Source organism: uncultured Nostoc sp., from assembly GCF_964245575.1.
Classification (GTDB): Bacteria; Cyanobacteriota; Cyanobacteriia; order Cyanobacteriales; family Nostocaceae; genus Nostoc.
In genome coordinates, this window is record NZ_CAXTNP010000027.1 from 1 (window position 1) to 26,222 (window position 26,222).

28 protein-coding genes and 1 pseudogene are annotated in these 26,222 nt (G+C 42.4%); 6 read left to right on the forward strand and 23 right to left on the reverse strand.

What is annotated here, in order from left to right; genetic code table 11:
* Positions 1 to 97, forward strand: a pseudogene (locus ACFFAP_RS06750) (photosystem II protein D1); the annotation flags it as partial.
* Positions 98 to 649: 552 nt separating this feature from the next.
* Here the strand turns inward: ACFFAP_RS06750 and ACFFAP_RS06755 are convergent.
* The 6 genes from ACFFAP_RS06755 to ACFFAP_RS06780 all read right to left on the reverse strand — a co-directional run bounded on the left by ACFFAP_RS06755 (position 650) and on the right by ACFFAP_RS06780 (position 6,588).
* Complete coding sequence (locus ACFFAP_RS06755; protein WP_375510501.1) at positions 650 to 1,369, reverse strand: hypothetical protein; 720 nt, start codon at positions 1,367 to 1,369, stop codon at positions 650 to 652.
* 619 nt (positions 1,370 to 1,988) lie between these two features.
* Complete coding sequence (locus ACFFAP_RS06760; RefSeq protein WP_375510502.1) at positions 1,989 to 3,065, reverse strand: alpha/beta hydrolase; 1,077 nt, start codon at positions 3,063 to 3,065, stop codon at positions 1,989 to 1,991.
* A 577-nt stretch (positions 3,066 to 3,642) separates the two neighbouring features.
* On the reverse strand, positions 3,643 to 3,837 hold the full coding sequence (rpsU, locus tag ACFFAP_RS06765; protein ID WP_069073011.1) for a 30S ribosomal protein S21: 195 nt from the start codon (positions 3,835 to 3,837) through the stop codon (positions 3,643 to 3,645).
* Positions 3,838 to 3,960: 123 nt separating this feature from the next.
* On the reverse strand, positions 3,961 to 4,272 hold the full coding sequence (locus tag ACFFAP_RS06770) for an RNA recognition motif domain-containing protein (protein ID WP_375510503.1): 312 nt from the start codon (positions 4,270 to 4,272) through the stop codon (positions 3,961 to 3,963).
* Between the two features lie 397 nt (positions 4,273 to 4,669).
* Positions 4,670 to 5,530, reverse strand: coding sequence for a 3'(2'),5'-bisphosphate nucleotidase CysQ (locus tag ACFFAP_RS06775; RefSeq protein WP_375510504.1), 861 nt, complete (start codon positions 5,528 to 5,530; stop codon positions 4,670 to 4,672).
* 167 nt (positions 5,531 to 5,697) lie between these two features.
* A complete protein-coding gene (locus ACFFAP_RS06780) occupies positions 5,698 to 6,588 on the reverse strand; it encodes a sugar kinase (RefSeq protein WP_375510505.1) in 891 nt (296 codons plus the stop codon).
* 101 nt (positions 6,589 to 6,689) lie between these two features.
* Here ACFFAP_RS06780 and rsmI point away from each other — a divergent pair, with 101 nt between their 5' ends.
* From rsmI to ACFFAP_RS06795, 3 genes are all read left to right on the forward strand, one after another.
* Positions 6,690 to 7,550, forward strand: a complete 861-nt coding sequence (gene rsmI, locus ACFFAP_RS06785) for a 16S rRNA (cytidine(1402)-2'-O)-methyltransferase (RefSeq protein WP_375510506.1) — start codon at positions 6,690 to 6,692, stop codon at positions 7,548 to 7,550.
* 434 nt (positions 7,551 to 7,984) lie between these two features.
* Positions 7,985 to 8,263 (forward strand): GlsB/YeaQ/YmgE family stress response membrane protein, encoded by a 279-nt coding sequence (locus ACFFAP_RS06790; protein ID WP_196525526.1) that lies wholly within the window; start codon positions 7,985 to 7,987, stop codon positions 8,261 to 8,263.
* Between the two features lie 55 nt (positions 8,264 to 8,318).
* Positions 8,319 to 9,251, forward strand: a complete 933-nt coding sequence (locus ACFFAP_RS06795; protein WP_375510507.1) for a hypothetical protein — start codon at positions 8,319 to 8,321, stop codon at positions 9,249 to 9,251.
* A gap of 629 nt (positions 9,252 to 9,880) precedes the next feature.
* On the opposite strand, the gene ACFFAP_RS06800 is transcribed toward ACFFAP_RS06795, so the two are convergent.
* Positions 9,881 to 10,114 (reverse strand): hypothetical protein, encoded by a 234-nt coding sequence (locus ACFFAP_RS06800; RefSeq protein ID WP_375510508.1) that lies wholly within the window; start codon positions 10,112 to 10,114, stop codon positions 9,881 to 9,883.
* A 356-nt stretch (positions 10,115 to 10,470) separates the two neighbouring features.
* Here ACFFAP_RS06800 and ACFFAP_RS06805 point away from each other — a divergent pair, with 356 nt between their 5' ends.
* Positions 10,471 to 14,136, forward strand: coding sequence for a response regulator (locus ACFFAP_RS06805; RefSeq protein ID WP_375510509.1), 3,666 nt, complete (start codon positions 10,471 to 10,473; stop codon positions 14,134 to 14,136).
* Here the strand turns inward: ACFFAP_RS06805 and ACFFAP_RS06810 are convergent.
* From ACFFAP_RS06810 to ndhI, 5 genes are all read right to left on the reverse strand, one after another.
* Positions 14,110 to 14,280: a hypothetical protein gene (locus tag ACFFAP_RS06810; protein ID WP_375510510.1), complete on the reverse strand. Its 171-nt coding sequence runs from the start codon at positions 14,278 to 14,280 to the stop codon at positions 14,110 to 14,112. The genes ACFFAP_RS06805 and ACFFAP_RS06810 overlap by 27 nt on opposite strands.
* A gap of 14 nt (positions 14,281 to 14,294) precedes the next feature.
* Entirely contained in the window at positions 14,295 to 15,215 is a 921-nt protein-coding gene (locus ACFFAP_RS06815) for an NAD(+) kinase (RefSeq protein WP_375510511.1), read from the reverse strand.
* Positions 15,216 to 15,221: 6 nt separating this feature from the next.
* Positions 15,222 to 15,527 (reverse strand): NADH-quinone oxidoreductase subunit NuoK, encoded by a 306-nt coding sequence (nuoK, locus tag ACFFAP_RS06820; RefSeq protein WP_006199065.1) that lies wholly within the window; start codon positions 15,525 to 15,527, stop codon positions 15,222 to 15,224.
* 59 nt (positions 15,528 to 15,586) lie between these two features.
* A complete protein-coding gene (locus ACFFAP_RS06825; protein WP_375510512.1) occupies positions 15,587 to 16,201 on the reverse strand; it encodes an NADH-quinone oxidoreductase subunit J in 615 nt (204 codons plus the stop codon).
* 80 nt (positions 16,202 to 16,281) lie between these two features.
* Positions 16,282 to 16,866: an NAD(P)H-quinone oxidoreductase subunit I gene (ndhI, locus tag ACFFAP_RS06830; protein ID WP_190890175.1), complete on the reverse strand. Its 585-nt coding sequence runs from the start codon at positions 16,864 to 16,866 to the stop codon at positions 16,282 to 16,284.
* A 5-nt stretch (positions 16,867 to 16,871) separates the two neighbouring features.
* Here ndhI and ACFFAP_RS06835 point away from each other — a divergent pair, with 5 nt between their 5' ends.
* Complete coding sequence (locus ACFFAP_RS06835; RefSeq protein WP_375510513.1) at positions 16,872 to 17,111, forward strand: hypothetical protein; 240 nt, start codon at positions 16,872 to 16,874, stop codon at positions 17,109 to 17,111.
* Between the two features lie 7 nt (positions 17,112 to 17,118).
* On the opposite strand, the gene nuoH is transcribed toward ACFFAP_RS06835, so the two are convergent.
* The 11 genes from nuoH to ACFFAP_RS06890 form a co-directional block, all read right to left on the reverse strand.
* Entirely contained in the window at positions 17,119 to 18,237 is a 1,119-nt protein-coding gene (gene nuoH, locus ACFFAP_RS06840) for an NADH-quinone oxidoreductase subunit NuoH (RefSeq protein ID WP_375510514.1), read from the reverse strand.
* A gap of 318 nt (positions 18,238 to 18,555) precedes the next feature.
* Positions 18,556 to 19,692: a citrate synthase gene (locus ACFFAP_RS06845; RefSeq protein WP_375510515.1), complete on the reverse strand. Its 1,137-nt coding sequence runs from the start codon at positions 19,690 to 19,692 to the stop codon at positions 18,556 to 18,558.
* A 107-nt stretch (positions 19,693 to 19,799) separates the two neighbouring features.
* Entirely contained in the window at positions 19,800 to 20,294 is a 495-nt protein-coding gene (gene sixA / locus ACFFAP_RS06850) for a phosphohistidine phosphatase SixA (protein ID WP_375510516.1), read from the reverse strand.
* Positions 20,295 to 20,451: 157 nt separating this feature from the next.
* The gene (locus tag ACFFAP_RS06855) at positions 20,452 to 20,841 is read right to left on the reverse strand and encodes a type II toxin-antitoxin system VapC family toxin (protein ID WP_375510517.1); all 390 of its coding nucleotides are present in this window, start codon (positions 20,839 to 20,841) and stop codon (positions 20,452 to 20,454) included.
* Positions 20,834 to 22,096 carry a hypothetical protein gene (locus ACFFAP_RS06860; RefSeq protein ID WP_375510518.1) on the reverse strand — a complete coding sequence of 421 codons (1,263 nt, stop codon included), beginning with the start codon at positions 22,094 to 22,096 and terminating at the stop codon, positions 20,834 to 20,836. Before ACFFAP_RS06860 ends, ACFFAP_RS06855 begins: the two co-directional genes overlap by 8 nt.
* Entirely contained in the window at positions 22,093 to 22,503 is a 411-nt protein-coding gene (locus ACFFAP_RS06865) for a RusA family crossover junction endodeoxyribonuclease (protein ID WP_375510519.1), read from the reverse strand. The genes ACFFAP_RS06860 and ACFFAP_RS06865 overlap by 4 nt, the downstream gene beginning before the upstream one ends.
* A 105-nt stretch (positions 22,504 to 22,608) precedes the next feature.
* Positions 22,609 to 23,079 carry a DUF29 domain-containing protein gene (locus ACFFAP_RS06870; RefSeq protein WP_375510520.1) on the reverse strand — a complete coding sequence of 157 codons (471 nt, stop codon included), beginning with the start codon at positions 23,077 to 23,079 and terminating at the stop codon, positions 22,609 to 22,611.
* Positions 23,080 to 23,175: 96 nt separating this feature from the next.
* The gene (locus ACFFAP_RS06875; protein ID WP_375510535.1) at positions 23,176 to 23,319 is read right to left on the reverse strand and encodes a UPF0175 family protein; all 144 of its coding nucleotides are present in this window, start codon (positions 23,317 to 23,319) and stop codon (positions 23,176 to 23,178) included.
* 135 nt (positions 23,320 to 23,454) lie between these two features.
* Positions 23,455 to 24,738, reverse strand: a complete 1,284-nt coding sequence (locus tag ACFFAP_RS06880; protein WP_375510521.1) for a bifunctional oligoribonuclease/PAP phosphatase NrnA — start codon at positions 24,736 to 24,738, stop codon at positions 23,455 to 23,457.
* Positions 24,739 to 25,241: 503 nt separating this feature from the next.
* Positions 25,242 to 25,574 carry a hypothetical protein gene (locus ACFFAP_RS06885; protein ID WP_375510522.1) on the reverse strand — a complete coding sequence of 111 codons (333 nt, stop codon included), beginning with the start codon at positions 25,572 to 25,574 and terminating at the stop codon, positions 25,242 to 25,244.
* Positions 25,571 to 26,068 carry an HNH endonuclease gene (locus tag ACFFAP_RS06890; RefSeq protein WP_069070622.1) on the reverse strand — a complete coding sequence of 166 codons (498 nt, stop codon included), beginning with the start codon at positions 26,066 to 26,068 and terminating at the stop codon, positions 25,571 to 25,573. The genes ACFFAP_RS06885 and ACFFAP_RS06890 overlap by 4 nt, the downstream gene beginning before the upstream one ends.
* Positions 26,069 to 26,222 lie beyond the last annotated feature (154 nt).

Consider the following 26,222-nt stretch of genomic DNA (forward strand, 5'->3'; position numbering starts at 1 on the left):
AGTAATGCACGAGCGTAACGCTCACAACTTCCCCTTAGATTTAGCTGCTGGTGATGTTGCTCCTGTGGCTCTGACTGCTCCTGCTATCAACGGTTAATCATAATCTGAGATACCATCTTCACGATTATCTATAAGTAAAAAACGCCCCCCCTTTTGGGAGAGCGTTTTTGCATTGGGTTAATTGGTACATTTTTTTGAAGTGCAAAATGATGGGTGTTGCATCAAAACTAGACCGCGATAGTTTATAAGTTAGGTAATAATTATCAAAAAGTAAATTTTACGGGTAATAATTGCTAGCAGCGCAGATAATTGCCTCAAAGCTCAAGTATAAGGACAAGCCAGGAATGATTTTACACGCAACGAATTATTATGAACACACCGGCACGCAAACTTTAGCACGTCGCTTAATTGAACGGGCGGTGGCTGAGATTTAGGTTGATTGGGAGTGGGGGGTGGAGAGTAGTAATTTTAGATTTTAGATTTTGGATTTTGGATTAAATTTCAATCTAAAAGACGTTCACAGACTTGCTCATAGCGAAGCCATGCCGTACCACTTTGTGGATCTTGCTACACGCAGCGTCTCCCCTTGGCAGAACAGAAGGCTTTACGCTGCGCTATCGTCAATCTAAAATTGAATTGCCCATGCCAATTAGGGTAAACGTAAATCTGCTGCGATCGCATATAAGTAAGGTTGAAAAATAGCCAAGTTTTCCAGTTTCTCAAACTTACCTGTTTGCGAACCTGGGTCAAAGGCAGTGGTCATTACGTAAAGTTTATTGCCATCAAAGGCAACATGACCGATATGTTGCTCTTGTACTCCACCTTTTTGCTTAAGTCCGGCGAACCCATAGCGGATTCCCTGAAGCTTACCAACGGGTACTGCTTGGGGTGGGTAGGCTGAAAAAGTAATCTCTTTTCCATATTCACCCTGACGATCTTTGGCAAAAGCAGCGTAGTGATCTCCAACCCAAGCCTTGAGTGCTGCTAATACCTGGGTTTGGTATTTGGAACTTTGGTAGTCTACTTGGGAACCAGGTGGAATACCGGCTGCTACGAGTTTCTTTTGGAAATCCTCGTTGTTTACTAATGGGTAAACGTTAATCTCAACTGTACCCAAAAGTTCCCCTTTGGAGGAGACACACAATAAAGGCGCATTTCCCTTGCAAGCAGCAACTTGCCAGTTAGTTGGAGCAGCAGTATTTCCCAGGATTTTCTGCCAGATATTTCCCTCATTAGGGTTGGGAAGTTTCGCAACAGCAGGGGACTTTACCACTTTGGGTGCAGAAAATTGGGGGAGAATAAATTTTGCTCCCACTGGTATTAACACCAGCAAAATAACACCTAATAATAAATGATAAAGTCGTAACATTTTCTTGAAAATCCAGAGCCAAGGATTGCAGACTAAGCAAATAATTCGTAATTCGTAGTGACGATCAAGGACTTGCTAACGTAATTCGTAATTAATTCAGGTTTCATGCCCTGCAATTAATTGATGCAGAAAAACAATTTATATTCCTCATTTAAAGCTCCTAGTTTTAGCTATGGTGTAATAATTACGAATTAGTCATTATGAATTATGATAATGATATCTACAATACTTTATGGGTATAGAGGAAGAATACATTTATATTGCTGCGAGTTGAGTTTTGCAAATGGAACTCAACAAATATAGTGCTTCTTTATCAAATGAGGTAAAAGGTAGGGGTGCACAGAAGTGCATTAAACACACGGCTATTTAACTTTATCTCAATAAACTTCTCTAAATGAGAATATATATTGTCGGCTCTAAAAATGGAAAGGACAGAAGTTAAGTTTACCCAGCTTCTGTCCCATTTAGGATTAGTTACCGTTCACAAAGTCAAGCAAGTGGCTATGCAGGCACCATCTCCTTTTGAAATCTCATCCAATGGCGATGTTAATTGGCGTGGCGTATCGATTTGGTTTAACCCTTGCCACTATGATCACGGCTACTTGCGCTGTCTGATTTACTAGCTTTTAGTAGTGTTACTCATAAATCCAGAGCGCAGTCCGCCTGCTGCTTCCTTAACCGCCTGCTTCGCTTTATCTACTACTGCTCCGGTGCCAAAGAATTCATGAGTCACGCCGTTATAATTGATTGCCTTTACAGGGGAACCCGCTTCACGCAAACGCTTGGCGTAGGCTTCTCCTTCACTACGCAGTGGGTCAATTTCTGCCGTAATCACGGTCGCAGGTGGCAGACCACGTAGGTTTTCTGCTTGCAGTGGTGAAGCATAGGGATTACTGCCGTCAGACTGACTATTTAGATATTGACTCCAGAACCAGATCATCATCGCTTTGTTGAGCGGCTTGGCGTTAGCATTCTCCTGGTAGGAGGGTGTGTCAAAGGCGTAATTGGTAACAGGGTAGATTAGCATCTGATGCACAGGTATCTTACCACCTCTGTCACGTGCCATTAGGCAGGTGACAGCTGCCAAGTTGCCACCTGCGCTTTCGCCGCCGACTGCAACCTGCTTGGGGTCGCCATTGATTCGGGCAGCATTCGCCATAACCCATTGAGTTGCAGCATAAGCATCTTCCGCAGCGGCGGGAAACTTATGTTCTGGGGCTTGGCGATAGGCGACAGATACAACCATACAGTTAGCTGCACTAGTCAAAGCGCGGCACGATGAATCATAGGTATCTAAATTGGCGATTACCCAGCCGCCACCGTGGAAGTAGACCAGCACAGGGAAGGGCCCCTTTCCCTTTGGTAGATAAATACGCGCTAGAAGATCGCCCCCCGGCCCTGGTATAAGTTGATGGTTGACATCCCCGACCATTTCCACCGCAGGCTTGCGACGTTTGGCAAGTACGCCTATAACTGCATCTGCCACAGTTGGGTTGTTGCGAGCATTCATGGGCGACAACTTCTCAATGGGCGGTGCGTTAAAAGAGGTAAGTTCATCTAATACAGCTTTCATCTGGGCATCAGGTGTGGATACAGCCCCTGCTGACTTTGCCAGAAGTGGGCTACCTAAGGCGATCGCTACCACCCCTGACCCTGCTAGCGTGGCAAACTCTCTTCTCGATATTTTATGATTCACAAACTCCTCCAAAAAGGATCACAGCAGAAGTTCAACCTAAGTCTGACTGGTTTTCCATCCAATTCCACGCGACGCCGAATAGCCCGTCGTAGACATTGCTAACGACATCATCTGAAGCACTATATTATAAGCCTGTTATAAGTGGCTCAGATCGCAGTAAGCTTACTTCTGGATGGCATTGAAGAGACTTACTTAACCTTTTAAAGTACCTCATCAGTATTAATCTTAAAAAGCTAGAAACAATCCTGCCTCTAGCATTGGTCAGTAAAGCCTAAGTTCTTGTAGTGGAATAAACTACAGCTAAATGCAGATGTGATTTTGAATACAAAAAAGTTAAGCAAAGCGTTTACATTGAAGCAAGGTGGTATTTGCTCTGTTTTGGTTGCTATTTAACATAATAATCCTTACGCAATTGAAAATCTCTACGGCTAATAGCGCTGAAAGTCAATACAGCGCTACTACGAACAGTGTTATTTTTTGATGTATGCCTAATTACTTGTCGCTTGCCTGGAGATATGGCAATAATAAAGAGATGCTGGCTGGATATTAAATCGAAGGGCAAATTTGCTTGGACTTTTTAATTGAAGCGAGAACGTTGTTGACGACGTTGCTTGTGCCTAGCAATTGCTTTACGCTTCTCTTTTTCTATGGGTGTTTCAAAGTGACGCTTTTTTCTCATATCTTGGAAAATTCCTGCTTTAGAAACTTCCCGTTTAAATCTTCTTAAGGCTGATTCAATACCTTCATTCTCCCCTAAAACTACTTGTGTCATTCTCATTCCTCCTTAATGTGGATGAATAGTTCAAAACTAGATACCAAATAAAATATTCCAGCAGAGTGTAGCCTTTGGCTTTATCTGCTGGAGACTCTAAATGTGAAATTTTTAGGAATCGACTTAGTAGCGATTATTGTTGCGGCGGGCATTACCGCCACCCCAGCTACCACGAGAGGAGTTGCTTCTTTCCTCACGAGGTTTAGCTTTGTTCACTTTCAAATCACGTCCCATCCACTCAGCACCATCCAGTGCATCAATGGCAGCTTGTTCTTGTGTCTCTGATTCCATTTCCACAAAAGCGAACCCACGCGGCCGGCCTGTTTCCCGATCTGTGGGTAGTTGAACACGACTTACTGTTCCGTATTCTGCAAAAGCCTGCTTTAGGTCCTCTTCTGTAACCTGATAGGACAGGTTTCCGACGTAAATTGACATAGAAATCTCCGAATTCAGGGAGTGTAGAGAGTTAAATTCGGAGAGACACTTTTTAGAAATCAAAACGAGTTACTCAACCGAAAATAATCTTTATATCCATGAGTCTAGCACAGCCTTCAGCCTTTGAATATCGTCTTATTGTGAATTTTATTCACAAATCAAACCTTAAGGGTAGGTTTGTAGACTTCTCTAAAGACTAGCTTTTGTTGCTTGTATTATTAAAAGTTACACTTTTAACAGCAAATCGGAATCAACTAGCGATCGCCCTGGTATTTTGTGTTTTGAAAATTAAGCTGCGCCCTAAGGGGTAAAGATTATTATCGGTAGTCAGGCTAATCATAACATGGCTAACTCTCTTCAAAGCAAATTAAAAAATATTTATCCTTAAATACCCCATTTAGCTATGCTCGAACTGCTCTAAAATCCTTTCTGCTTGTTTACACAGCACCTCGTGATATTCGCCGTTACTAGCGAGCAAACCTCCCCATTGATTGATATCACCGGTGTTATACTGCAACGCAGCGCCGTCAAAGTGGCTAAATTTACCCCCGGCTTCTGTTAAAATCAGTTCTGGTGCTGCCATATCCCAATCTTTGGGCGCAGACTTCCCGGAAAGGGAAATGTAGATATCTGCCTGTTGCTCGACTATGGTAGCGATTTTACAGCCTACACTACCCACAGCTTTCTGATTTTGACAGGGTAAGTTTTGTAGTAAGTAATCTAAGCGTTGGTTGCGGTGAGAGCGACTAACGACTAAGGTTAAATCCTCAATTCGTTTGCCTGACGACACTTGTATAGGAACAGAAGCATCACGAGTTTCTACAAATGTACCCCCGCCTTTGGTAGCGTAATATAACTTTTTAGCCTCTGGTACTGCCACAACTGCCAAAACTGGGCGTGTTTCCTTAACTAAAGCAATGTGAACTGCATAGTCTCCAGTTTTTTCGATAAAGTCTCGTGTACCATCCAAAGGATCAATTATCCATACCCAAGGGGTGGAAAGCTGTGCTATACCACTTGCAGATTGATAGGTTTCTTCGCTGATATAAGCAAAATCTTCATTACCCAAAGTTGCTTGTAGTCTCTGCAAAATGTATTGACTGACAGCTACATCGGCAACGGTAACAGGTTCATTTTGTTTATATTGTACTTCTAAGTCAGGGTCTTTTGCAGTCCCGTGATAATACGATCGCAGTATATCTGCTGCATCCCAACCTATCTCACGAGCGATCGCTAATATTTCTTGTAAGTCTTTCATTAATTTGACCTGAATTAAAAATTTGTATAACGTGATTCGGGAGGCACAGGGATACTTAATTTAACTAATTACTAATTTCTAATTCGTAATTCAAAGTCTTAAATTACAAATTACGTAAAGCCTGCGGCATAGCTTTGCTTAGAGCGTAGCCCATTATGAATTACGAATTATTTTAAATCCATCCAGCGTCGAGTGCCAAAAAATTTACAGGAATCAGCAGCAATATTAGCTGCTAGTGTCAGCGCATCAGTAAAGCTTTCTCTTAAAATGTAATGACAAAAAGCACCGTGGAAAATATCTCCTGCCCCTAAGGTATCAACCGCTTGAATCTGCGGTACATCTACGATACCAGTTTTAGTGCAACTCAAGTATTCAATTGGTTTTTGTCCATGGGTAATAACGATGTGAGGAATGTAAAATCCGCCCAGATAGGTAAAAACGTCTTCTCCAGTCTGGCAGTTAGGGGGATAAAAATTAGCCGAACAGATGGCGTAATTTACAAAAGGCAGAATTTGCTCAAATCCAGGCTTCCAACTCCCACCATCAATTACTACTGGGATATTCTTGGCTTTAGCCATTTGGGCTATGGAATAACTAACCGCCATTTGATGTCCATCAATCAGTACTATATCGACATTTTGCAAAATATCTGGCGGGATAGATGCGCTGTTGGCTTGAGTTTTGACAGCATTGATGGAAATTACAGCTCGTTCAGCCGTGGCTTGGGTGACAATGATTGAGGAGACAGGCGGTGCTAAATCAGTGGTAGGCTCAAGGTCTGCGATCGCAACTTTGTAATTTGCCAAATCACCCCGAATTAGCTGTGTCATTGGGTGAGAACCCACTACACTCAAGACTGTAGCCTGATTTCCTAAATAGCTGAAAGTCACAGCTGCGTTTGTAGCTGGGCCCCCTGCTGCCACAGTATAGTCAGTAGCAACAATCTTCTGATTATTCTTAGGGGCATCAGCAAGGTAAATCAAATCTAAAGTTACTAAACCTACAAATAACCCACGAGCCGATTTTGGATTTTGAATTTTGGATTGGAAATTATCCATTTGTCATATATTTTCGTATAGGTGCATAAATTATTATTTTTAACTCCAAACTCTTAACTCTTAACTCTTAACTCCTAACTCCTAACTTTTAACTCTTACTCATGCAAACCGATCCAAAACCAGGAACACTTTACATTGTCGGCACACCAATAGGCAATCTGGAAGATATAACCTTTCGGGCGGTGCGAATTTTACAGACTGTGGATATCATTGCTGCAGAAGACACCCGTCACACAGGGAAACTATTACAGCATTTTCAAATTAAGACTCCCCAGGTGAGTTACCACGAACACAATCGTACCAGCCGCATCCCAGAATTATTAGAGCATTTAGTTAACAATAAAGCGATCGCTCTGGTGAGTGATGCTGGAATGCCAGGTATTTCCGATCCTGGATATGAACTGGTGAAAGCCTGTATTGAGGCGGGAATTGGAGTAGTTCCGATTCCTGGCGCTAGTGCAGCAATTACTGCATTGAGTGCAGCTGGATTACCAACGGATCGGTTTGTCTTTGAAGGCTTTCTCCCTGCTAAAAGTCAACACAGACAAGAACATTTAGAATCTCTGCAAACAGAATCTCGCACATTGATTTTCTACGAATCGCCCCACCGTTTACGAGATACTTTACAAGACTTAGCTCTTGTTTGGGGAAGCGAGCGCCAAATTGTGCTGGGGCGGGAGTTAACTAAATTGTATGAAGAATTTTGGCGGGGGACAATTGCCGAAGCGATCGCTTACTACAGCCAACGAGAACCCCAAGGTGAATATACATTAGTAGTGGCGGGAATTCCAGCCAGTCAGCCCCAACTGACACAAGAGGAATTGAAAGCCGAATTGCAGCAGTTAATTAGTCAGGGGATATCGCGATCGCAAGCTAGCCGTCAGTTAGCCAAATTTACCTCCCTTCCCCGTCGCCAACTTTATCAACTTGCTCTTTCTATAGTTCTCACTCCTGAGTTGTGAGCAATTAGTACCGCAAGGCGGAAGTCAACTCCTACCGGGAAGTCACGCATTCAAAAGTTACGCATAATAATTGTATTCCGAGCTTCTTACGCCATTAGAAATGGTGAACCAGCGCTCCAGGAGGGAAACCCTCCGCAGGCGACTAGTGAACCCGAGGGGTATGTTTATTTACGCCCTGGTGTACTAGTACCGCTTTTGTAGAATCACAATATTTGCAAAAGTGATGCTCTCGACTCTAAGTTATACAAAACCGTAATTTAGAGTCAAATACTAAATTTATATATTCATCCTCAAAGACAAAGGAGTGAATATTCAAATGATATCTAAAGATTTTTGATATTAGTTCTCTAGATAGATCAGAAATTTGGCAGGAAAACTTTAATATGAAATAGTCAAAAGCAAACAAATAAGATTCTTAAGGAAGGAGAAATTCAATGGGTAACATTATTGCTTGGCTAGTTTTGGGTTTAATTGCCGGTGCATTAGCTAAGTTATTTTATCCAGGAACCCAAGGTGGTGGTATTCTCTCCACCATTGTATTAGGAATACTTGGAGCAGTAGTCGGGGGTTACTTAGGTCAAACTTTACTAGGAAGTGGTTCGGCAGCCGCCGCATCTGCTGGAGCTTTCTCCCTTGGAAGCATTTTATTTGCTGTTCTTGGTGCTATGCTACTGATTTTCCTTTGGGGTTTACTGACTCGCCGAGCTGTGTAATTACCTCAAACCTAACACTCTTGGGAATCCCTTCAATCGGCAACAAACCAATAAAATGACATTAGAAAAAGAGCGAACAACTATAGGAGTTTTCGCTAAGTGTTCCGATGCACAATTGGTACTTCAGGAACTAAAAACTTCTAATTTTCCCATGCACAAAATTTCTTTAATTGCACGGAATGCAGAAGAAGAAAGCGATATTGCTAGTGTTGAAGTTAAAGATCGCACTGGCAATAATACATCCTCAGAAGATGCTGAAGCCTTTATAAGTAGTGCTTTGGGCGTTGTTACTGGCTTATTAGGCGATTTAGTCCTCTGGGTAATTCCTGATATAGGACGAGTTATTCTAGCCGGATCGAAAGCAACAGCGATAGATGCCACTTTAACTGGTGGTGCGATCAATGCAACCGCAGGTGATTTGCATGGGGTGCTGCTAGGTTTAGAAATTCCTAAAGAGCAAGCACAGGCTTACAGCGATCTAATTTGCAAAGGTTACTATTTGGTGATAGTAAACGGCATAGATATAGAGATTCGTCTTGCTAAGAGGGTTTTTAATCGCCGTGATATTCAACAGTGGAGCATTTATGAGCCATACTTAACCCCAAATAGTCGCTATAAAAATGCAGTTGGTGTTTTTTCTACGCGCCAAGACACAGAAAAAGCACTTACTGAACTAAAAATTGCTGGCTTTCCTATGGATCAAGTCTCGGTGATTGCTAAGGATACAAACACACTGAATGGTATTACTGAGATAGATATCAGCAATTTCAAAAATAACTACACTACTTTAGGAATTTCTGAGGATATAGCCAAATATTATGAACATCAAATAGCCCTTGGGAATTACTTATTAGTCCTAAATAGTACTGATATCTATATGGCAGGTGCAAGAGCTATTTTAGAGACTAACAAAATTCAGCATTTTTGTATCTATTGCCCATCTGTAGTCAATCCGACTAGAAGCGATCGCCAGGTTCTTAGGCAATAGGCTTGGGTTAATACTTGATTATCTTTAAAAAGGCTTCTCCGATGAGCGTTACTTAAAGTCAAAGTTAATCTGAAGAGATTTGACACCATGTCGGAATTGTACATATTCCCGATAATTTTTAGGAAAGTATATTATTTTTCTTAAAAATGACATGATCATCTAAATATAATAAGTTGCCTTTTAAAAAATTGAGTTTGCACCCAAATAAATACTGTTTGAAAGAACTAAAATTAAGTAAGTGTAATTAAATATAAGATAAAACCTCCCCCTCAATTCCTCTCTTTACTAAGGAGAGGAAATCTTGAAGCAGGGTGAGTTTTATATTTAATTTGACCATTATAAATCAATACATTTCAGTTAAGCCCCAAATCCAATGCAAGAGACGTTGCAATTGCTAGTCTCTACATACCTAAAATTAACACCAAAAATCATTAACCCAAGCGTATTGCATTATAAATGCCATACCACTACTTTATGCCTAGCTGTAGGGGATTATTAATTACGAATTTTGGGTAGCATTAGCAGAATTTTTCTCAGCGCTAAAAGCTGTTTAAGCATTACAAAAAAATATTCAGCGATCGTTAAATTACTTAATATCCTCAAATCAGTTTTTGCTAACAAAGATCATTTTAAGCTGCAACAGGCTCATCTTGGGGTAGGGTAATATCTGTTTCAAATAGTAAAATTGCAGTTTCATAACCAATTATACCCATTTCTGGCTCTGAACCCATTTCCATTTCTATGAGATATGACCAGTATCCAGAGTTAGGACAGGATTGTATTATGGTTCCCAATCCACCGATAAATTCTACCTTTTGTCGTTTGCAAAATTTTGGTCTTGTTAGGTCAAGTACTGCGCTCATAAAAACCACCATTCTTTAGTGGAACTCTGTTATTGAATTTATAATCTAACAACAAGTATTTAATGATCTATCGCCAGATTCAATCAAAAAAATTGCGGCTATTCCTTTGGAGATAAATTATAATATTTCAAGAGATAATGTTAAAATAAAAATAAAAATATATTATTATGATAAAGTTTTTTCCAAAAAAGCCGAATATGCATATAAATGTATTGAGATAAATATTAGAATGTAGTTAATATTATTTTGAGTCTAAAAATTAGACATATATAAAGTAAATTTTTTAAATCTGTATAGCAAAAACATAATCAGAATAGTGCCAAAAATATAAATTCTTGGAATATTTCCCTGGAATAATGTTGAAAAGTTTGAAGATTGGAACAAAAATTGGAATTAGTTTTGCCCTGAGTTTGGCAACTCTGTCCACTATTGGTCTAATCTCTTACCAAAGCACCAATGAGCTAATTGAAACTTCGCGCCAAGAAAGCCATACCTACCAGGTGTTAAGTCAGCTTGAAGACCTCAACTTGCAAGTGACAAATGCTGAAACTGGGCAGCGTGGTTACATTCTTACTGGAGAACAGCGCTATTTAGAACCTTATAACGCTGCCATTCAAGTACTGAATCAAAAAGTTAATGAACTTCAGAGGTTAACAGCAGATAACCCCAAGCAACAGAGTCGGCTTGATATTTTACAGTCACTAATCGATCAAAAGCTGGCTGAACTCAAAGAAACCATTGACTTGCGTCAGAACCAAAGTTTTGAAGCTGCCCAGAAGGTTGTTCTGACAGACCGAGGCAAGCAGCTGATGGCTGAGATCCGCAAAGTTATCCAGGCGATGAAAACTGAGGAGAATAAACTGCTGAAACAGCGCTCTGAGAAGGCACAAGCAGCTTCTCGGCAAACGATCGCCAGCATTTTATATAGTATTCCCTTATTTTCTTTAATTTTAGCTTTGATCGGATTCGCCTTGACCAGACATATTTCAGCACCTCTGAGGCGAGTTTCTGATTTGGCAGAAAAAATGGCGGATGGGGATTTATGGGTGAGTTTACCACATAGCGATCGCCAGGATGAAATTGGTGTGTTGACACGCACCTTCAACCAGATGATCGTTAATCTGCGAAACACAAATAAAAAAAATGACGAGCAAAACTGGCTAAAGTCTAATTTGGCTGAATTTACCCAGATGCTCCAAGGGCAGCGAAATCTAGAAAGTGTATCTCGCCTGATATTGTCGAATTTAGCACCACTGGTTGGGGCATCGCAGGGCGTTTTTTATTTGATGGACTCAATCGCCGACCAGCCTATACTGAAGTTGTTGAGTAGTTATGCTTACAAAGAGCGTAAAAACCTGGCAAATCAGTTTCGCTTGGGTGAGGGATTGGTGGGACAATCCGCCTTAGAAAAACAAAGAATCCTTTTAACGCAAGTTCCTAGTGACTATATCCGGATCAGTTCCGGCTTGGGAGAAGCTCCACCGCTAAATATTATTGTCTTGCCTATACTGTTTGAGACGCAGGTAAATGCCGTAATTGAACTTGCCTCTTTTGGGCCTTTTAACGAGTTGCATCTGAGATTTTTAGAGCAATTGAGTGAAAATCTGGGTGTATTTTTAAATAACATCGCCTCACAATTGCAAACTCAGCAACTACTTGAAGAGTCTGTTGCTTTAACAGAGGAACTGCAAAGTCAGCAAGAAGAATTACAGCAAAGCAATCAACGCCTAGAAGAACAGGCGCAGGAGTTGGAGGAATCACAATTTCTTGTCAAACAGTCTAACGAGGAACTACAACAATTAAATGAGGAGCTAGAAGAAAAGGCAGAATTGTTAGAAGTTCAAAATCGGGAAGTTGCCCGCAAGAACCAAGAAGTTGAGCAGGCGAGGCAGTCTTTTGAAGAAAAAGCTGAACAACTGGCGTTGTCTTCCAAATATAAGTCAGAATTTCTCGCGAATATGTCCCACGAGTTACGGACACCGCTAAATAGCCTGTTAATTTTAGCAAGGCTGCTAGCAGATAACTCTCTTAACAACTTGACCGACAAACAGGTAGAATACAGCCGGACTATTTACTCAGCTGGAACTGATTTGCTGGAGTTGATCAATGACATTCTAGATTTGGCAAAAATTGAGTCGGGTACTATGTCGCTCGATATTGAGCAAATTGCTCTTGCAGATTTGGAGACATCTCTAGAGCAGACTTTCCGGCAAGTTGCCCACAATAAACAACTCAGCTTTACTATTGAACGAGATGAAAAATTACCACCGACAATTTATAACGACTCCAAACGTCTGCAACAAGTGTTGAAAAATCTTTTAGCTAACGCCTTTAAATTTACTGAACAGGGAGGGGTAGAGTTAGAAATTGGCATAGCAACTGAGGCAGGCGAAGTTGATAATCCCATGATTGCTTTTGCAGTTAGCGACACAGGCATAGGCATTCCAGACGAGAAGCAGAAGATTATTTTCGAGGCATTTCAGCAGGCAGATGGCACAACCAGCCGCAAGTACGGGGGAACTGGCTTGGGCTTGTCCATCAGCCGCGAGCTGGCTCAACTATTGGGCGGGAGAATTGAACTAGTCAGTCAACCAGGCCAGGGAAGCACCTTCACCTTCTACTTGCCCAGACGACATGAAGGGAAGGATAAAAATACTCTCACTCCACCACCTCCTCAAGTCACCGTCTCCGTACCAGTAGGAGGAAGCAAGCTCCGTGGAGCGTCGCTCATAAAAGAAGTGCCAATAGTCGAAAACAGACCGACAACTGTAGACATCTTTCCATCCGCGAAAGTCCTTCCCAGCTTACTCAACGATATCCCAGATGACCGGGAAATCATTCAACCGGGCGATCGCATTTTGCTAATTATTGAGGATGACGATAAATTTGCCCGTATCTTACTAGATATGGCCCGTGAGCAGGGCTTTAAAACGATTGTTGCCTTACAGAGCAAACAAGGTCTGGCACTAGCGCAACAGTTTAAGCCCGATGCAATTATGCTAGATATCCACATGCCAGAGATGGATGGTTGGACGGTGCTGGATCGTCTGAAACATAAGCCCGACACCAGACACATACCAGTACATATACTTTCTGTTGATGAAAGACAGCAACGGGGATTACAGCTAGGAGCGATTACCTATCTACAAAAACCCGTTTCTCCAGAAGCGCTAACTCAAGTATTGACAGAAATTAAAAGCTTTATTGAGCGTCAGGTAAAAAATCTCTTAATCGTAGAAGATGACCCCGTACAAGCCCAAAGTATTATCGAACTGATTGGTAATGGTGATGTCCAGAGTACAGCAGTGGGGACGGGAGCAGAAGCCCTGTTGATTTTGCGATCGCATCACTTTGATTGTATGGTACTGGATCTCGGTCTGCCCGATATGAGCGGCTTTACACTAATTGAGCAAATAAAGCAAGAACCCAGGCTTTTGAAACTGCCGATCATCGTTTACACAGGCAAAGAACTCAGCCGACAAGAAGAAACGCAACTACGGGGACTAGCAGAGACAATTATCATTAAAAATGTGCGATCGCCAGAGCGGTTGTTAGACGAAACTGCCCTGTTTTTGCATCGAGTGCAAGCAAATTTGCCCCCACCAAAGCGTCAAATGCTAGAACAACTACACCAAAATGATCCGGTGCTGGCGAATCGGACAATTTTGATTGTGGATGATGACCTCCGAAATATTTTTGCCCTCACCAGCTTTTTAGAAAGCTATCAAATGCAAGTGCTGTTTGCCGAAAATGGCAGAGATGGCATAGAGACACTGCAAACTAATTCTGAGATTAATATAGTTTTGATGGACATTATGATGCCGGAAATGGATGGTTACGAAACCACCCGCGCCATCCGCCAGCAACAACAGTTTCGTTCATTACCAATAATTGCTTTAACTGCTAAAGCTATGCCAGGCGATCGCGAAAAGTGCATCGAAGCTGGAGCCTCTGACTACATTACCAAACCTGTAGATACTGAGCAACTGCTTTCACTACTGCGAGTTTGGCTGTATCGGTAAGGGAGTGGGGAGTAGGGGAAGAAAAAAAGCAGAAAGCCCCCGGATAAATCCAGGGGTTTGGATAATTTTGATTGCGATCGCTGCGGTGTTCTGATTGCGATCGCTTACGGGGGGCGGTGCTATCGCAATCTGCGGTAAATGCACTCTAAAATACTTAATTAATTACGGTGATTATTGCTATAGTGAACCCTTGTACCTGCCCAAAGCAACTTCTCCCGCAGCGTTTGATAGTAGGAATTGTTCTCGCGCAAAATAATAAATTTAGCCCGACAATCTGCCATCCGCACATCAACGCGGTGTCCCGGCCAAATTGAAGTCCCTAAAACCCCATCTGTCCACAGCTTGGTACTCAAATCGTAATCCCCCAAAGGCCAAACACTCACCACAGAACCAGGGGGTAAAACGAGGGGACGACTAGAAAGGCTCATTGCACAAATGGGAGTGATGGTAATCGCCTCCATACCATCATGCATAATTGGCCCATTAGCAGAAACGGTGTAACCTGTGGAACCTGTGGGAGTGGAAATAATCAACCCATCCCCGACGTACTGATCGACTACCTCACCGTCGATTTCCATTTCCAGGATTGAAGTAATCATCCGGTCAGCGGAGGCGGGTTTGACACAAAACTCATTCAAAGCCAGATAATGCTCACTCACTGGTTCTAAATTAGACCCGTGACCCTCATACACAGCAGCTTGTAACATCATCCGTCGTTGGATAGCATAGCGATCCTCAAACAGCCGATCCCAAACTTTCTCAGTATCCTGAAACTCTTCCACTGACTCAGTTAAAAACCCCAGATGACCTCCCACATTCACTCCCAGAATAGGGATGCCAGCTGGGGCTAAATGTCTGGCACCAGTTAAAACAGTACCATCACCACCGAGTACCAACGCGAGATCGATTGGTTGACCCGCCGAAGCCAAAAAGACAGGATAGGGGTTGTCTTTTGGCCCGCTAGGCCCCATCAACACATGGCACTCGCGGCTTTCTAGTTGTTTAGCACAGATTTCTGCCCATTCTTTACTCCGGGCATCCCGCGCTTTATAAGCAATGATTACCTGCTTGAGTTGCACGCACAATTACCACTTCAGGAGATTAAACTGCTCCATATCGACGGTATCGCGGTTGCGATAAATGGCAAGCACGATCGCTAAACCCACCGCCGCCTCGGCTGCGGCCACGGTGATCACAAATACTGTGAAAACCTGACCCTTAATTAATGTTGAGTCAAGGAAGTTGGAAAATGCCATTAAATTCAGATTAACAGCATTGAGCAGTAACTCAATTGACATCAGCACCCGCACAGCGTTGCGGCTGGTAATTAAACCGTAGATGCCGATGCAGAATAAAGCTGCTGCTAGTAATAAAAAGTACTGGAGTTGCATGAATCTGGGTATCCCTCCTGAAAAAACTGGCTGTTTATCTACGAATGAAGTCGCAAATATTACTCTTTTGTTTCGCTGGTTGTTGATACTAGTTCTCTGGGGCGTTCTTGCAAAGTTAAAACAGTTCGCCGTAGATCAGATGTTGTCAATGAGTCTGGCAAATACTCGCGGCGTGCCAAAATAATTGCTCCTACCATTGCTATCAGCAGCAAAATGGAAGCCAGTTCAAAAGGCAGTAAAAAGTCAGTGAAGAAATGTTCTCCAATTAAAACTATAGAACTTTCACCACCCGCCACAGGAGCAGCTGAGTAAGCCCAAGGAGTAGCCAGCACCATTGTACTTAAAAGACCGAACAATCCGACACTGACTAGACCTGTTAATACTTTCCGCACCCAAGAGTTGGGAAATGCTACGAAATTCTCCCGCTTGTTCACCAACATAATGGCAAACAAAATCAACACGTTAACCGCCCCAACGTAAATCAGTATTTGTGCAGCTGCAACAAAATCAGCATTTAGCAACAGGTAGATTCCCGCTATGCTGATGAACACACCCCCCAGCAAAAAGGCAGAATAGACGATGTTGGAGAACAGCACCACACCAATGGCCGCCCCAATCATCATCACGCCTAGTATGCCAAGCGATACAAACTGTACTCCTTCTGCTAGATTCACTGTTTTTTGTCCTTAGTCATTGGATTAGTCATTAGTCATTGGTCATTGGTCATTAGGAACGGACAAATGACTAATGATATTTATTTTTCTGTTTGTTCTACCAGGTCTTCTGGACGCGCACCCGCACGTGGTGCATCTGCGGGCAGTCCATGTGGTTCGAGGACGCCTTTGGGTAGATAAACTAGTTCGCGCAGTGGTGTAACCATCGGGTCATCTGTTACCTTGTAGGGCAGACGACCTAGCGCTACGCTGTCATAGTTCAATTCATGGCGATCGTAAGTGGAAAGCTCATACTCTTCTGTCATGGATAGACAGTTAGTGGGGCAAAATTCCACACAATTACCGCAAAAGATACAAACTCCAAAGTCAATGCTGTAGTGGTTGAGTTTTTTCTTTTTGCTGGCTTTGTCGAATTCCCAATCTACTACAGGCAGGTTAATTGGACAAACGCGAACACAGACTTCGCAGGCGATACACTTATCAAATTCAAAGTGAATTCTACCGCGAAACCGTTCGCCAGGAATTAGTTTTTCGTAAGGGTACTGTACGGTAATCGGACGCCGCCGCATGTGGTCAAAGGTAACAGAAAGCCCTTGACCAATGTAACGCGCAGCTTGTACCGTTTCTTTGGCGTAATCACCAACTTGTTTCAGGAACTTTAGCATTGTGTATGACTCTCTCTTTTGGATTTTGGATTTTGGATTTTAGATTTCAGATTCAATCCCTTCTCCTATCAAAGACGCTGCACGAACGGGTGACGCTCCTACGGACGCTCGTTCCTCGCTACCGCTTCGCTAACGCTACTGCTGCGCTAACGGCAGTTGCTCCTGGGGGAAACCCCCTTGGCGCTAGCCTCTCCCAATGTGAGAAGACCGCACTGCCTCACCAAAATCTAAAATCTAAAATCTAAAATTGGTTTACCCGCCGAAGGCGAAGGGAAAGGCTAGTTTCAGGGCGGCGGTTAATAGGAGATTAACCAAGCCAACTGGCAACAAAAACTTCCATCCTAAATCTAACAGTTGGTCAATCCGTACCCGTGGCACTGTCCAGCGCAACAGGATGGCGACAAACACTAGTAAATAGGCTTTGAACACGGTCATCGTGATCCCCAAAGCAGCAGTTACTATCTGGAACACCGGATTTACTTCACTGACTCCCAGCCAACCAGCAATCAGGTTGAGGGGAAGGGGAAAGTCCCAACCACCCAAGTAGAGAATTGCTACTAGTAGGGAAGAAAGGATCAAGTTAACGTAAGAACCCAGGTAGAAAAGACCGAATTTCATACCTGAGTATTCAGTCTGATAGCCTGCGACGATTTCTTCTTCCGCCTCGGGTAAGTCAAAAGGTAATCGTTCGCATTCAGCTAGGGCGGCTATCCAAAAGATCAGAAAACCGATTGGTTGTCGCCAAATGTTCCAGCCCAGAATACCGTAGCCAGACTGTTGATTGACAATATCAACTGTGTCGAGGCTGTTAGACATCATAGCGATCGCTAACACCGCCAACGCCAAAGGAATTTCATAACTAATAGATTGCGCTGCTGCCCGCAACCCCCCTAAGAGGGAGTATTTATTATTAGATGCGTAGCCAGCCATTAATAAACCGATGGGTTGAATGCTTGATAAGGCAATCCACAAGAATACGCCCATACCCACATTGCTAATTACGATGTTCTGCCCAAAGGGGACAATCAGGAATGACAGAAACACCGGAATCACAACAATAATTGGGCCAAGGGTAAACAGCCAGGGGTCAGATTTGGCTGGTACTATATCTTCTTTAAATACCAACTTCAAACCATCCGCTACAGGTACCAGCAACCCAAAAGGCCCCTGGTATTCTGGCCCAATTCGCTGCTGTGCGGCGGCAGAGATTTTTCGTTCTAGCCAAGTAGCAACTAATACCCCCACTGTTGCCCCAATCAGCATCAGTATCATTGGCAGTGGCATCCAAATCGCTTTGGCTGTTCCTGCTGGTATACCTAAATCCCGGAGGGATTCAATAAAAGTTCCTTGGAGGTCAATTCCTGAGTTCATGTTTCCACTCTTTAAGACATCAAGTCATAGTGAATTACAACTATTAGTTGAATTAATACCTGTAAATTCACCCATTTTTAATTTTTGCCCAGATGACGCTTGATTGAAGATTTGTCGCTAATTCCCATGCCTAGTATATCGTTGGATGGTTTTAGCACCCTGAAGCGAGATGAGAACTTCTACTTATGGTTGGCATTGAGATTGCTATTGAGGAGACGGGGGCATGAGGGAGCTGGCGTTGCTGGCGTTGCAGGGGAAGATAAAAGAGAAGAGTTTTCCCACCTCCTCCCTGCCCCTGTGCCAATCCCCAATCCCCAGTTACCGTTGGTCAATTGGGGTATAAGTAACTTCGTGCCGACCGTTGTAAACCTGGGTAGGACGGAAAATCCGGTTTTCTGCTAGTTGTTCTTTCCAGTGGGCTAACCAACCAGCAACGCGAGCGATCGCAAATATTGGTGTAAACAAGTCTGTAGGAATCCCCATCTTTCTATACACCAAACCTGAGTAAAAGTCAATATTGGGATAAATCCCTTTGCTACCGATTTTTTCCTCTACCACGCGTTCCATTTCTAGGGCAATGTCATAGAACTTGTCATGCCCAAACTTTTCAAACAGTTGCTCTGCTAGACCTTGTAAGATTGTGGCTCGTGGGTCTTTCACTTTATAGACACGATGTCCAAAGCCCATAATCTTAGATTTACTTTGCAGACAATCCTCTATGTAGGGACGGACATTTTCCACAGAGCCAATTTTTTCCAACATCTGAATTACTTCTTCATTGGCTCCACCATGCAGGGGCCCTCCCAAGGTTCCCACGGCACTAGCAACCACAGCGTAAGGATCAGTTAAGGTGGAAGCTGTCACCCTGGCACTGAAAGTGGAAGCATTCATTGTATGTTCAACTTGAAGTATCAAGCAGATATCAAAAATCCGCGCCATCAGAGGATCGGGTTCTTGCTCATTGAGCATGTATAGAAAGTTAGCGGAATAGTCTAAGTCATCACGGGGACGTACCGGATCATTGCCTTTTCGCATCAGTTGGAACGCCGCTACCATCGTGGGAATGGTAGCTATCAGGCGCACCACCGAATCTCGAATGTAGGCAGGATTATGTAAATCCCGGAGCGAATAAAACAAGCCTAAAGCAGCAGCAGAGGCTTGCAGCGCATCCATTGGGTGACCGCTTTCTGGAAAGGATTTCATCATGTCCCGAATGCGGTATTTTATCCGTCGGTGGTAACGAACTTCATGCTCAAATGTTTCCAGTTCTTCCTTGCTTGGCAGTTCGCCCCAGATTAAAAGATAAGCAGTTTCCAGGAATGTACTTTTTTCTGCTAATTCTTCAATCCGGATGCCACGATATTCTAGTATTCCCTTTTGCCCATCAACATAGCTGATACTTGATTGAGCGGCGGGAATGCCTTCTAAACCAGGCTTGTATTCACACACCATCATGGCACCACCATTCGCTTTGTGAAATATCTGATCAAGCTAACTTACCAGAAATTATTGTCGCCATAACAGTAGCCCTTCTAACAACAATTGGAAATGTTGAAAAACTGTTATAGCAGGTACTTGGGTGGTGTCAACCAAAACATCTGACTCCGACCCAGAGCAGAACCTGTTTCTGGTAGTTTTATCCCAATCATACCTGCTTTTTTCAAGACTAAGCTTGCTTTGACTTCCCCCCACAGGAGAATCTCTGCCCATTTGGTCAAATCAGGTTCGTGTCCAACGAGCGCCAGTTGGGTATTTTGGGAATAATTCCTCGGTTCTAACCAGTCTTTTAGCCAACTAGAAATTTGACCGTCGTGGGTAAGGTGGCTAGATTCCTCTAACTGGGAGCTTAGTTTTTCTGCTATAAGAATATCAGCCGTTTGGCGGGCCCGCACTAAGGGACTGGTGAGAATTAAATCAAAGTTTAATCCCAATTTAACAAGTTTCTGGGCAACTTTCTCAGTTTTTTGCCTTCCTTCTTTGGTAAGGCTGCGCTCCTCATCCTTGATGCCTAATCCCTTGTCTTCGGCGATGCCATGACGAATTAAGTATAGTTCCATATTTTTAATATTATTATTAGCATAGCGGGGCATAGCCCGTACTGAGTTAGGATAGATTAAGTCTGGTGTGACTTAATCTATCCTAATCTTAATCATTATTACGTATTCGTTGACCTGCCATCTGTCCTTTACAGTAAGGTGTTATACATTCTAAGTATTATGGATATGGCAATAGGTTTAAACCTTGAATAAATCTGTAATCGCGTTGGTTTTTTATGATAAACGGGTAATTTCCCACTATTGCTGTAGCTGCAATAAGACTATCAGGAATGACTAAACCATGACTGAGCCGATAAGACCGCAATAAATCAACTGCTGTATCAGATACAGCCTGGTCAATCTTAATGATGTAAAACTGCTTAAGGAAATTTTCTAATGTTTGTAGCTCTGCTTTGTTAGCACAACCAACCATTAGTTCCATTTGTGTGATTATGCTAATTGCCAAGCCAGAACTAGCTTTCAGATTTTGCAAACACTTTACTGCTTCGAGAACACCGCGACCTGCATCAATTAGAATATCAGTATCAACGATGGTTGAGTTAGTCATGTGACTTTGACCACTCATTTTCTCGAATACCACGTACCCAAGCAGTACTATCAGCTAAATCTTGGCGATCGCTCCACATGCCAATAAAGCTATCATTTATCAAGTCAAAATCTGGTGACTGGGAGGCAGGTTCAATTTGAATCTGTTTATCCCAAGCTGCTGCATCGAATTCTGCAAACGAGGTACGAAAAGCCGCGAGATTCTCTGGTGAAAGTTGACTAACAGCGAATTCGACGTTTGTGATTATTATAACCTGCTTGTTGTTTAAGTCCTTCTTTATTTTTTTCTCACTTCTCTCATTTATTGAATCTCTCATTAGTTCTAGTAGTTCTAGTGAGATGAGATTGCTTTTCTGATTGATTAAATTTCTCCTTAATTCTTCTCGTTTATCCAAGGATGCTGCATCGAATTCCCCAAACCAGGCACGAAAAGCAGCTAGATACTCTGATGAAAGTTGACTAATAGCGAGTTCTAAACTTTTTACAATCGGCTCGTCGCTTAATTCCTTCTTTAGTTTTTTATCATTTATTAAATCTTTAGCTAATGATAATGATGAATCAAGCCACGACTCTTCTAAACTATCAGTTGTCCATTCCGCTAACAATTCACGAACCAAATTGTCAAAATTATGTACAACTGGCAAATTTAGGTTTTCAACATATCCGTGAGCAAGACAATTACGACCTTCAAAACAAGCTTGAGCAAGGTCAAATTGAGAGATTGATAACTCTCCCAAAGAGTACAGATGTCTTAGTAATCCTATAACTGGAAAACGTTCAATAGGAATTGACACATCAACTGCTCGCTTTCTTAACGCCCCCTCAAAAGTACTCCATAGCAAAAGAAAGGCTGCTTTAAAGGCTTGTTCAATTTCATCATTCTCAATCAGCTTATGAGCTTCGTGAAAACGATCAGCTAAATCTTGCCATGAAGGAAGTTGTTCGGATGTTCCAGGTAATGACTTAGCTTCTATGTCTTCAAGCGTGACCAATAAAAAACGCCAGTCTGGATGTTTACTTACTTCCTCTGCTAAAGCCTGTAAACTATCAACTGACACTCGGCTGAGGCTGGTTTTTATTTCAATTACCAAACCTGAGCCATCTTTAATAGCAATCATATCTGGCTGGTAGTTACCCAAATCGAATGGTAATTCATCTGTTTTGGGTTTAAATAAAACACGAAATCCTTGATTTTCGTACTTCTCTGCCAGAAATTTTACTTTTTCATCATATAGAGTTTTAGTATTGTTAATCATAAGTATTTTTCCAGTGTTTGAGATTCACTCACTTTTACATAAACACACTCTTTACCTGTGATGACAGCACGCTGTAATAAAAAAGGTAGATTTATAATATCAATCGGCTCAGACATAAACCGACGATGACTATCTACATCTGATACTAAACTATCATCTTCAAAAACTAAGTCTACAAGTGCATCCTGAATTGGCTTGATAATGTTATTAATGTCAGCCGGAAACTCATCACAAAGATAAACTAACGTCAGTTGTAAATCGCCGTCTTTAATAGGACTGTTATCTTTCCAAACCTTTTGGGCTTCAACGCGCACAAAATTCTTCCATGCCTGAAGATTTTCTCTTTTCTTTGTCTGTAACGAAACAGGTCGTCTGGGAATGAGAAATTCAAAAGGTATTATTCGCATTCCAAGTGCATATCTTGATAAAAAGTTTTCAAGCTTACAGCAATTTTCACAGATGACTCCTTATCATATTGAGCATATCTATACTTATACAAAAATTCTACATAGTTATTCATCAGCGTTAGGATAAAAGTCTAAGTCTAAAATCTCATCGACAGAAAAGGGACAAGCGATCGCAAAGTTATCCTCTGATAAACCCGTTTCCACCATTGCCTCTCGCCGCACTCTTTGATAGGTAGTATTAATCCACTCGGCATCATTTAAAAAACGCCGCAAGCTAGGACTTTCTTGCAGCAATTCATCTATATTCAGTCGCTCACGGGTAATGGTCACTTGCCAACTGTGACTACGACGTTCGGCTTGATACTTCCACTTCAGCAAATGCGACAATACTAACCGCAACGCACTCTGCAAGGCACGCTGTTGACTCTTACCCAAGTCCACCACTTCCTCAATTAAGTGTTCTAAATCCAACGTGTCCCAGTCGTGCGAGCGCAAAAGTTCTGCTGTCTGCTCTACCCAAGCAAAAAAATCTTGCTCATACAGACTTTGTAACATTTGCAGTTCTATAATCTTCATGGCATTCTTCTTTCACAAATAACATTAGGCAGGAACTAAATCTTCAATCAGTTTAGCCTCCGTGAGTTTGAAGGTGCTGATGTCATATATTGCTAGTTATGAAAGGAATAAAACTTTGGGAATACTTGCTAAGTTAGCTGCTGCTCCTGAAGAGAGTTTGCCAAGTTCGTATAACTTTATAGCAGCAAGAATAACTTCACTTTGTAGCTGTTCTGGTAATACAATTGAGAGCCAATACAGTTTCTTCTGGAATAGTCAAAGTGAGTTGGTACATGATAATATCTACGCTGCTTTGCTTAGGATTATAATAACGCGCTCATATAACCAAACACTTTGACTCCAGCATGAGTTAGGAGTTTGCCTTATTCTTTCCCTCTACTCCGACTGAATTGGGTTGTCTCTCGGATTAACTAACCTCAGCAGTTTTTGCTTAATTTGAGCGTCGAATACTTCCCATTTCATTTTCGCGTATGCGGAATTTTCGTTGCTGCCAGATAAGAAGCCCATTGGAATTTCAAAGCCGCCTGCGCTTGTCCTTCCACCGCCGAAAAAGCGCCCTGCACTATCTTGTCCAAAGGCTTCTTTGATGAATTCATCGGGGTCAAGGGTAAGTTTGCTGGTTCTGAGGGAACCAATAACTATTTCCAGTTCATCGTCTTCATCGTGAACAATGCCATAAACTACGGCGGTGTGGACGTTTTCTTCGGTGACGAGAAAATCAGCCGCTTGGGGGATGGCATCGCGGTCTTCGTAGCGTAAGTAACCAACACCAGCAATGGAAAAGTTATTTTGGACGATGCGATTTTTTAGCGATCGCTCGATCACATCCATTACCCGCTTGGAACGATTCGCCTGTAAAATGGCGTTTAGCAATTGGGCATCATAAAATCGGCTTAAATACGCAGCTGCCATAAAGTCTTCTTCTTGCGCTTGCATTAACCGATTTGTATCCGATCGCAAGCCATGCATCAAGGCAGTAGCGCATTTGACGTGTTGATTTATGCTGCTATCTAATGCCAATAATCCCGTTTGGAGGTATTGGGTAAAAATTGTTGCTGTCGCTCTTACATAGGGACGGATATCCTCAAACTCCGATTGCAGATCACCTTGGATACTGTGATGGTCGATGAGGACTACTAGGGGAATTCTAGCCTGCTGCACTGCTGCCAGTAGCTGTGAAGTGGTTCCCTGGTTATCAATTAATACAAAACCTTGATAAGATGACAAATCTTTGGTTTTCAAGGTTTGCGGCGTCCAGCGTTGGATAGGTAAATTAGTCAGCCTCACCAAGGCAATATTTTCTTGATGACTTAATGCACCAGCATAAATGATTTCACATTTAATATCATATTGCTGGGCAATTAACTGATAAGCCCAGGCACAGGAAAGGGCATCAGGATCAGGAAAATCTTGCAGAATTACCAGTTGGCGATCGTGTCGGTGTGCCAGAAGGGTTTTTTGCAGTTCTTCTGACTTTTGTTGTGCCAGGGAATTACCACGCTGACTCAGATATATAGCTCCTTCACCTACCGGTGGCGGTAATGACGGACTTTTAAATGAAACTTCCACTGGCGCTTTCTCTATTTCAGGTTCCTCTGGGTTTGGCTCTGTGGTCGATGACAAACTCTCAAACTGAGTAACGGGAGAATTCAAGTACATAGGGAACTTTTTTAAAGTGTGAGGCTCTTTTAATTCAGAAATACTACGATCAGCAATTCACTGAATTTAGCCACATTATTTTGATCTTCGCAAAAATATCAGGACATTGCACTATACATCTAAGTATATTTTTGTCAGTCACCGCAGCGCTCAATAATGAAGTAAATTCCACTAGACGGTCTATAGGTGCTGGAAACAAGGAAGTTTAGTATATAGGGCTGTATCTGACAGCATAAATCTGTAAGATGGAGCTTTTTTTGTCTTTCGTAAATTCAATTAGTAGGATTTTAATCTGACTTAGGGTATAATTTCTATCTTATACTTTAGGGCTAGTTTAGGGCTAGTCCTTGATATTTGAAATAGTCTTATGCTCAATAATCTCATTCTTATGACTATTGAGCAATTAACAATTATTTTTATTGAACAACGCGTGTTTCCTATCCCCTTTGAAAATTCTGATAATTTAGAGCGAAGCCTAGTACCGCAAGGCAAAAGTCACGCATTCACGCATTCACGCATTCAAAAGTTTTATATATTAAGGCAAATGCGAGTTTTAAAATCGTAGCTTGATTGACGCCGCGCTGTACTAGTGCAAGAAGGCAGATCGCTTTTAGCGTCTCCCCTTGGGAGAAGCCAGGGAGCAAAGAACAAGCCCCATACACAAATGCAGAGGCTTGAGCGTTGAGGCATTGCGCCTGTTTAGGAGACGCGATCGCATTCGTTGCAACCAAATATAGCCACCAATTTTTCAACAATCGATAACTAAAGTTATTGGCATGTCCCAAAGCAAAAAGGTATTTCTTCTTTCTCCTTTGCTCCTCTGCTTTTTTGCTCAAAGACCTATAACATACTTTTGCCACTCTGTATGCAGTCCACTCTTAAGATGTTTGCTGACCTCGAAATAGAGGCTGCTATAAGGTTGGCGGGGGGGATGACGCAAAGGCATGTGAGCTTCATGGGGAGTGCGACTGCCTTTTTTAACATTGCAACGGACACAAGCGGTCACAATGTTCTCCCAGGTATCGCCCCCACCGCGCGATCGCGGTATTACATGGTCTAGGGTCAACTCATCCCCTGTGTAACCACAGTATTGACAGGCATGACCATCACGGTGCAATATATTTCGGCGAGTCAGAGGAATTTCTTTATAAGGAACACGCACGTAATGACGCAACCGGATTACGGTCGGCAACGGAAAATCCGAGTACAGGAATTTGCCGTTGTGTTCCACGCGTTCTGCTTTGCCCTTGATTAACAGAACCACAGCACGACGCCAACTCGTTATATTGAGAGGTTCGTAAGATGCGTTTAAGACTAAAACCTTCCCCATTTATCTGCGCTCAGGGTATTAGCTTTACATAAATGTTAACACAAATACACCCTCTAGGAGGATGAGAATAAATTATACTTTCGGGATAATTCGGAGATTAAGTTATGAGTTAAAAGTTTAGAAGTCAGGAGCGTCTCTGGCTTTGCTCTCAAGT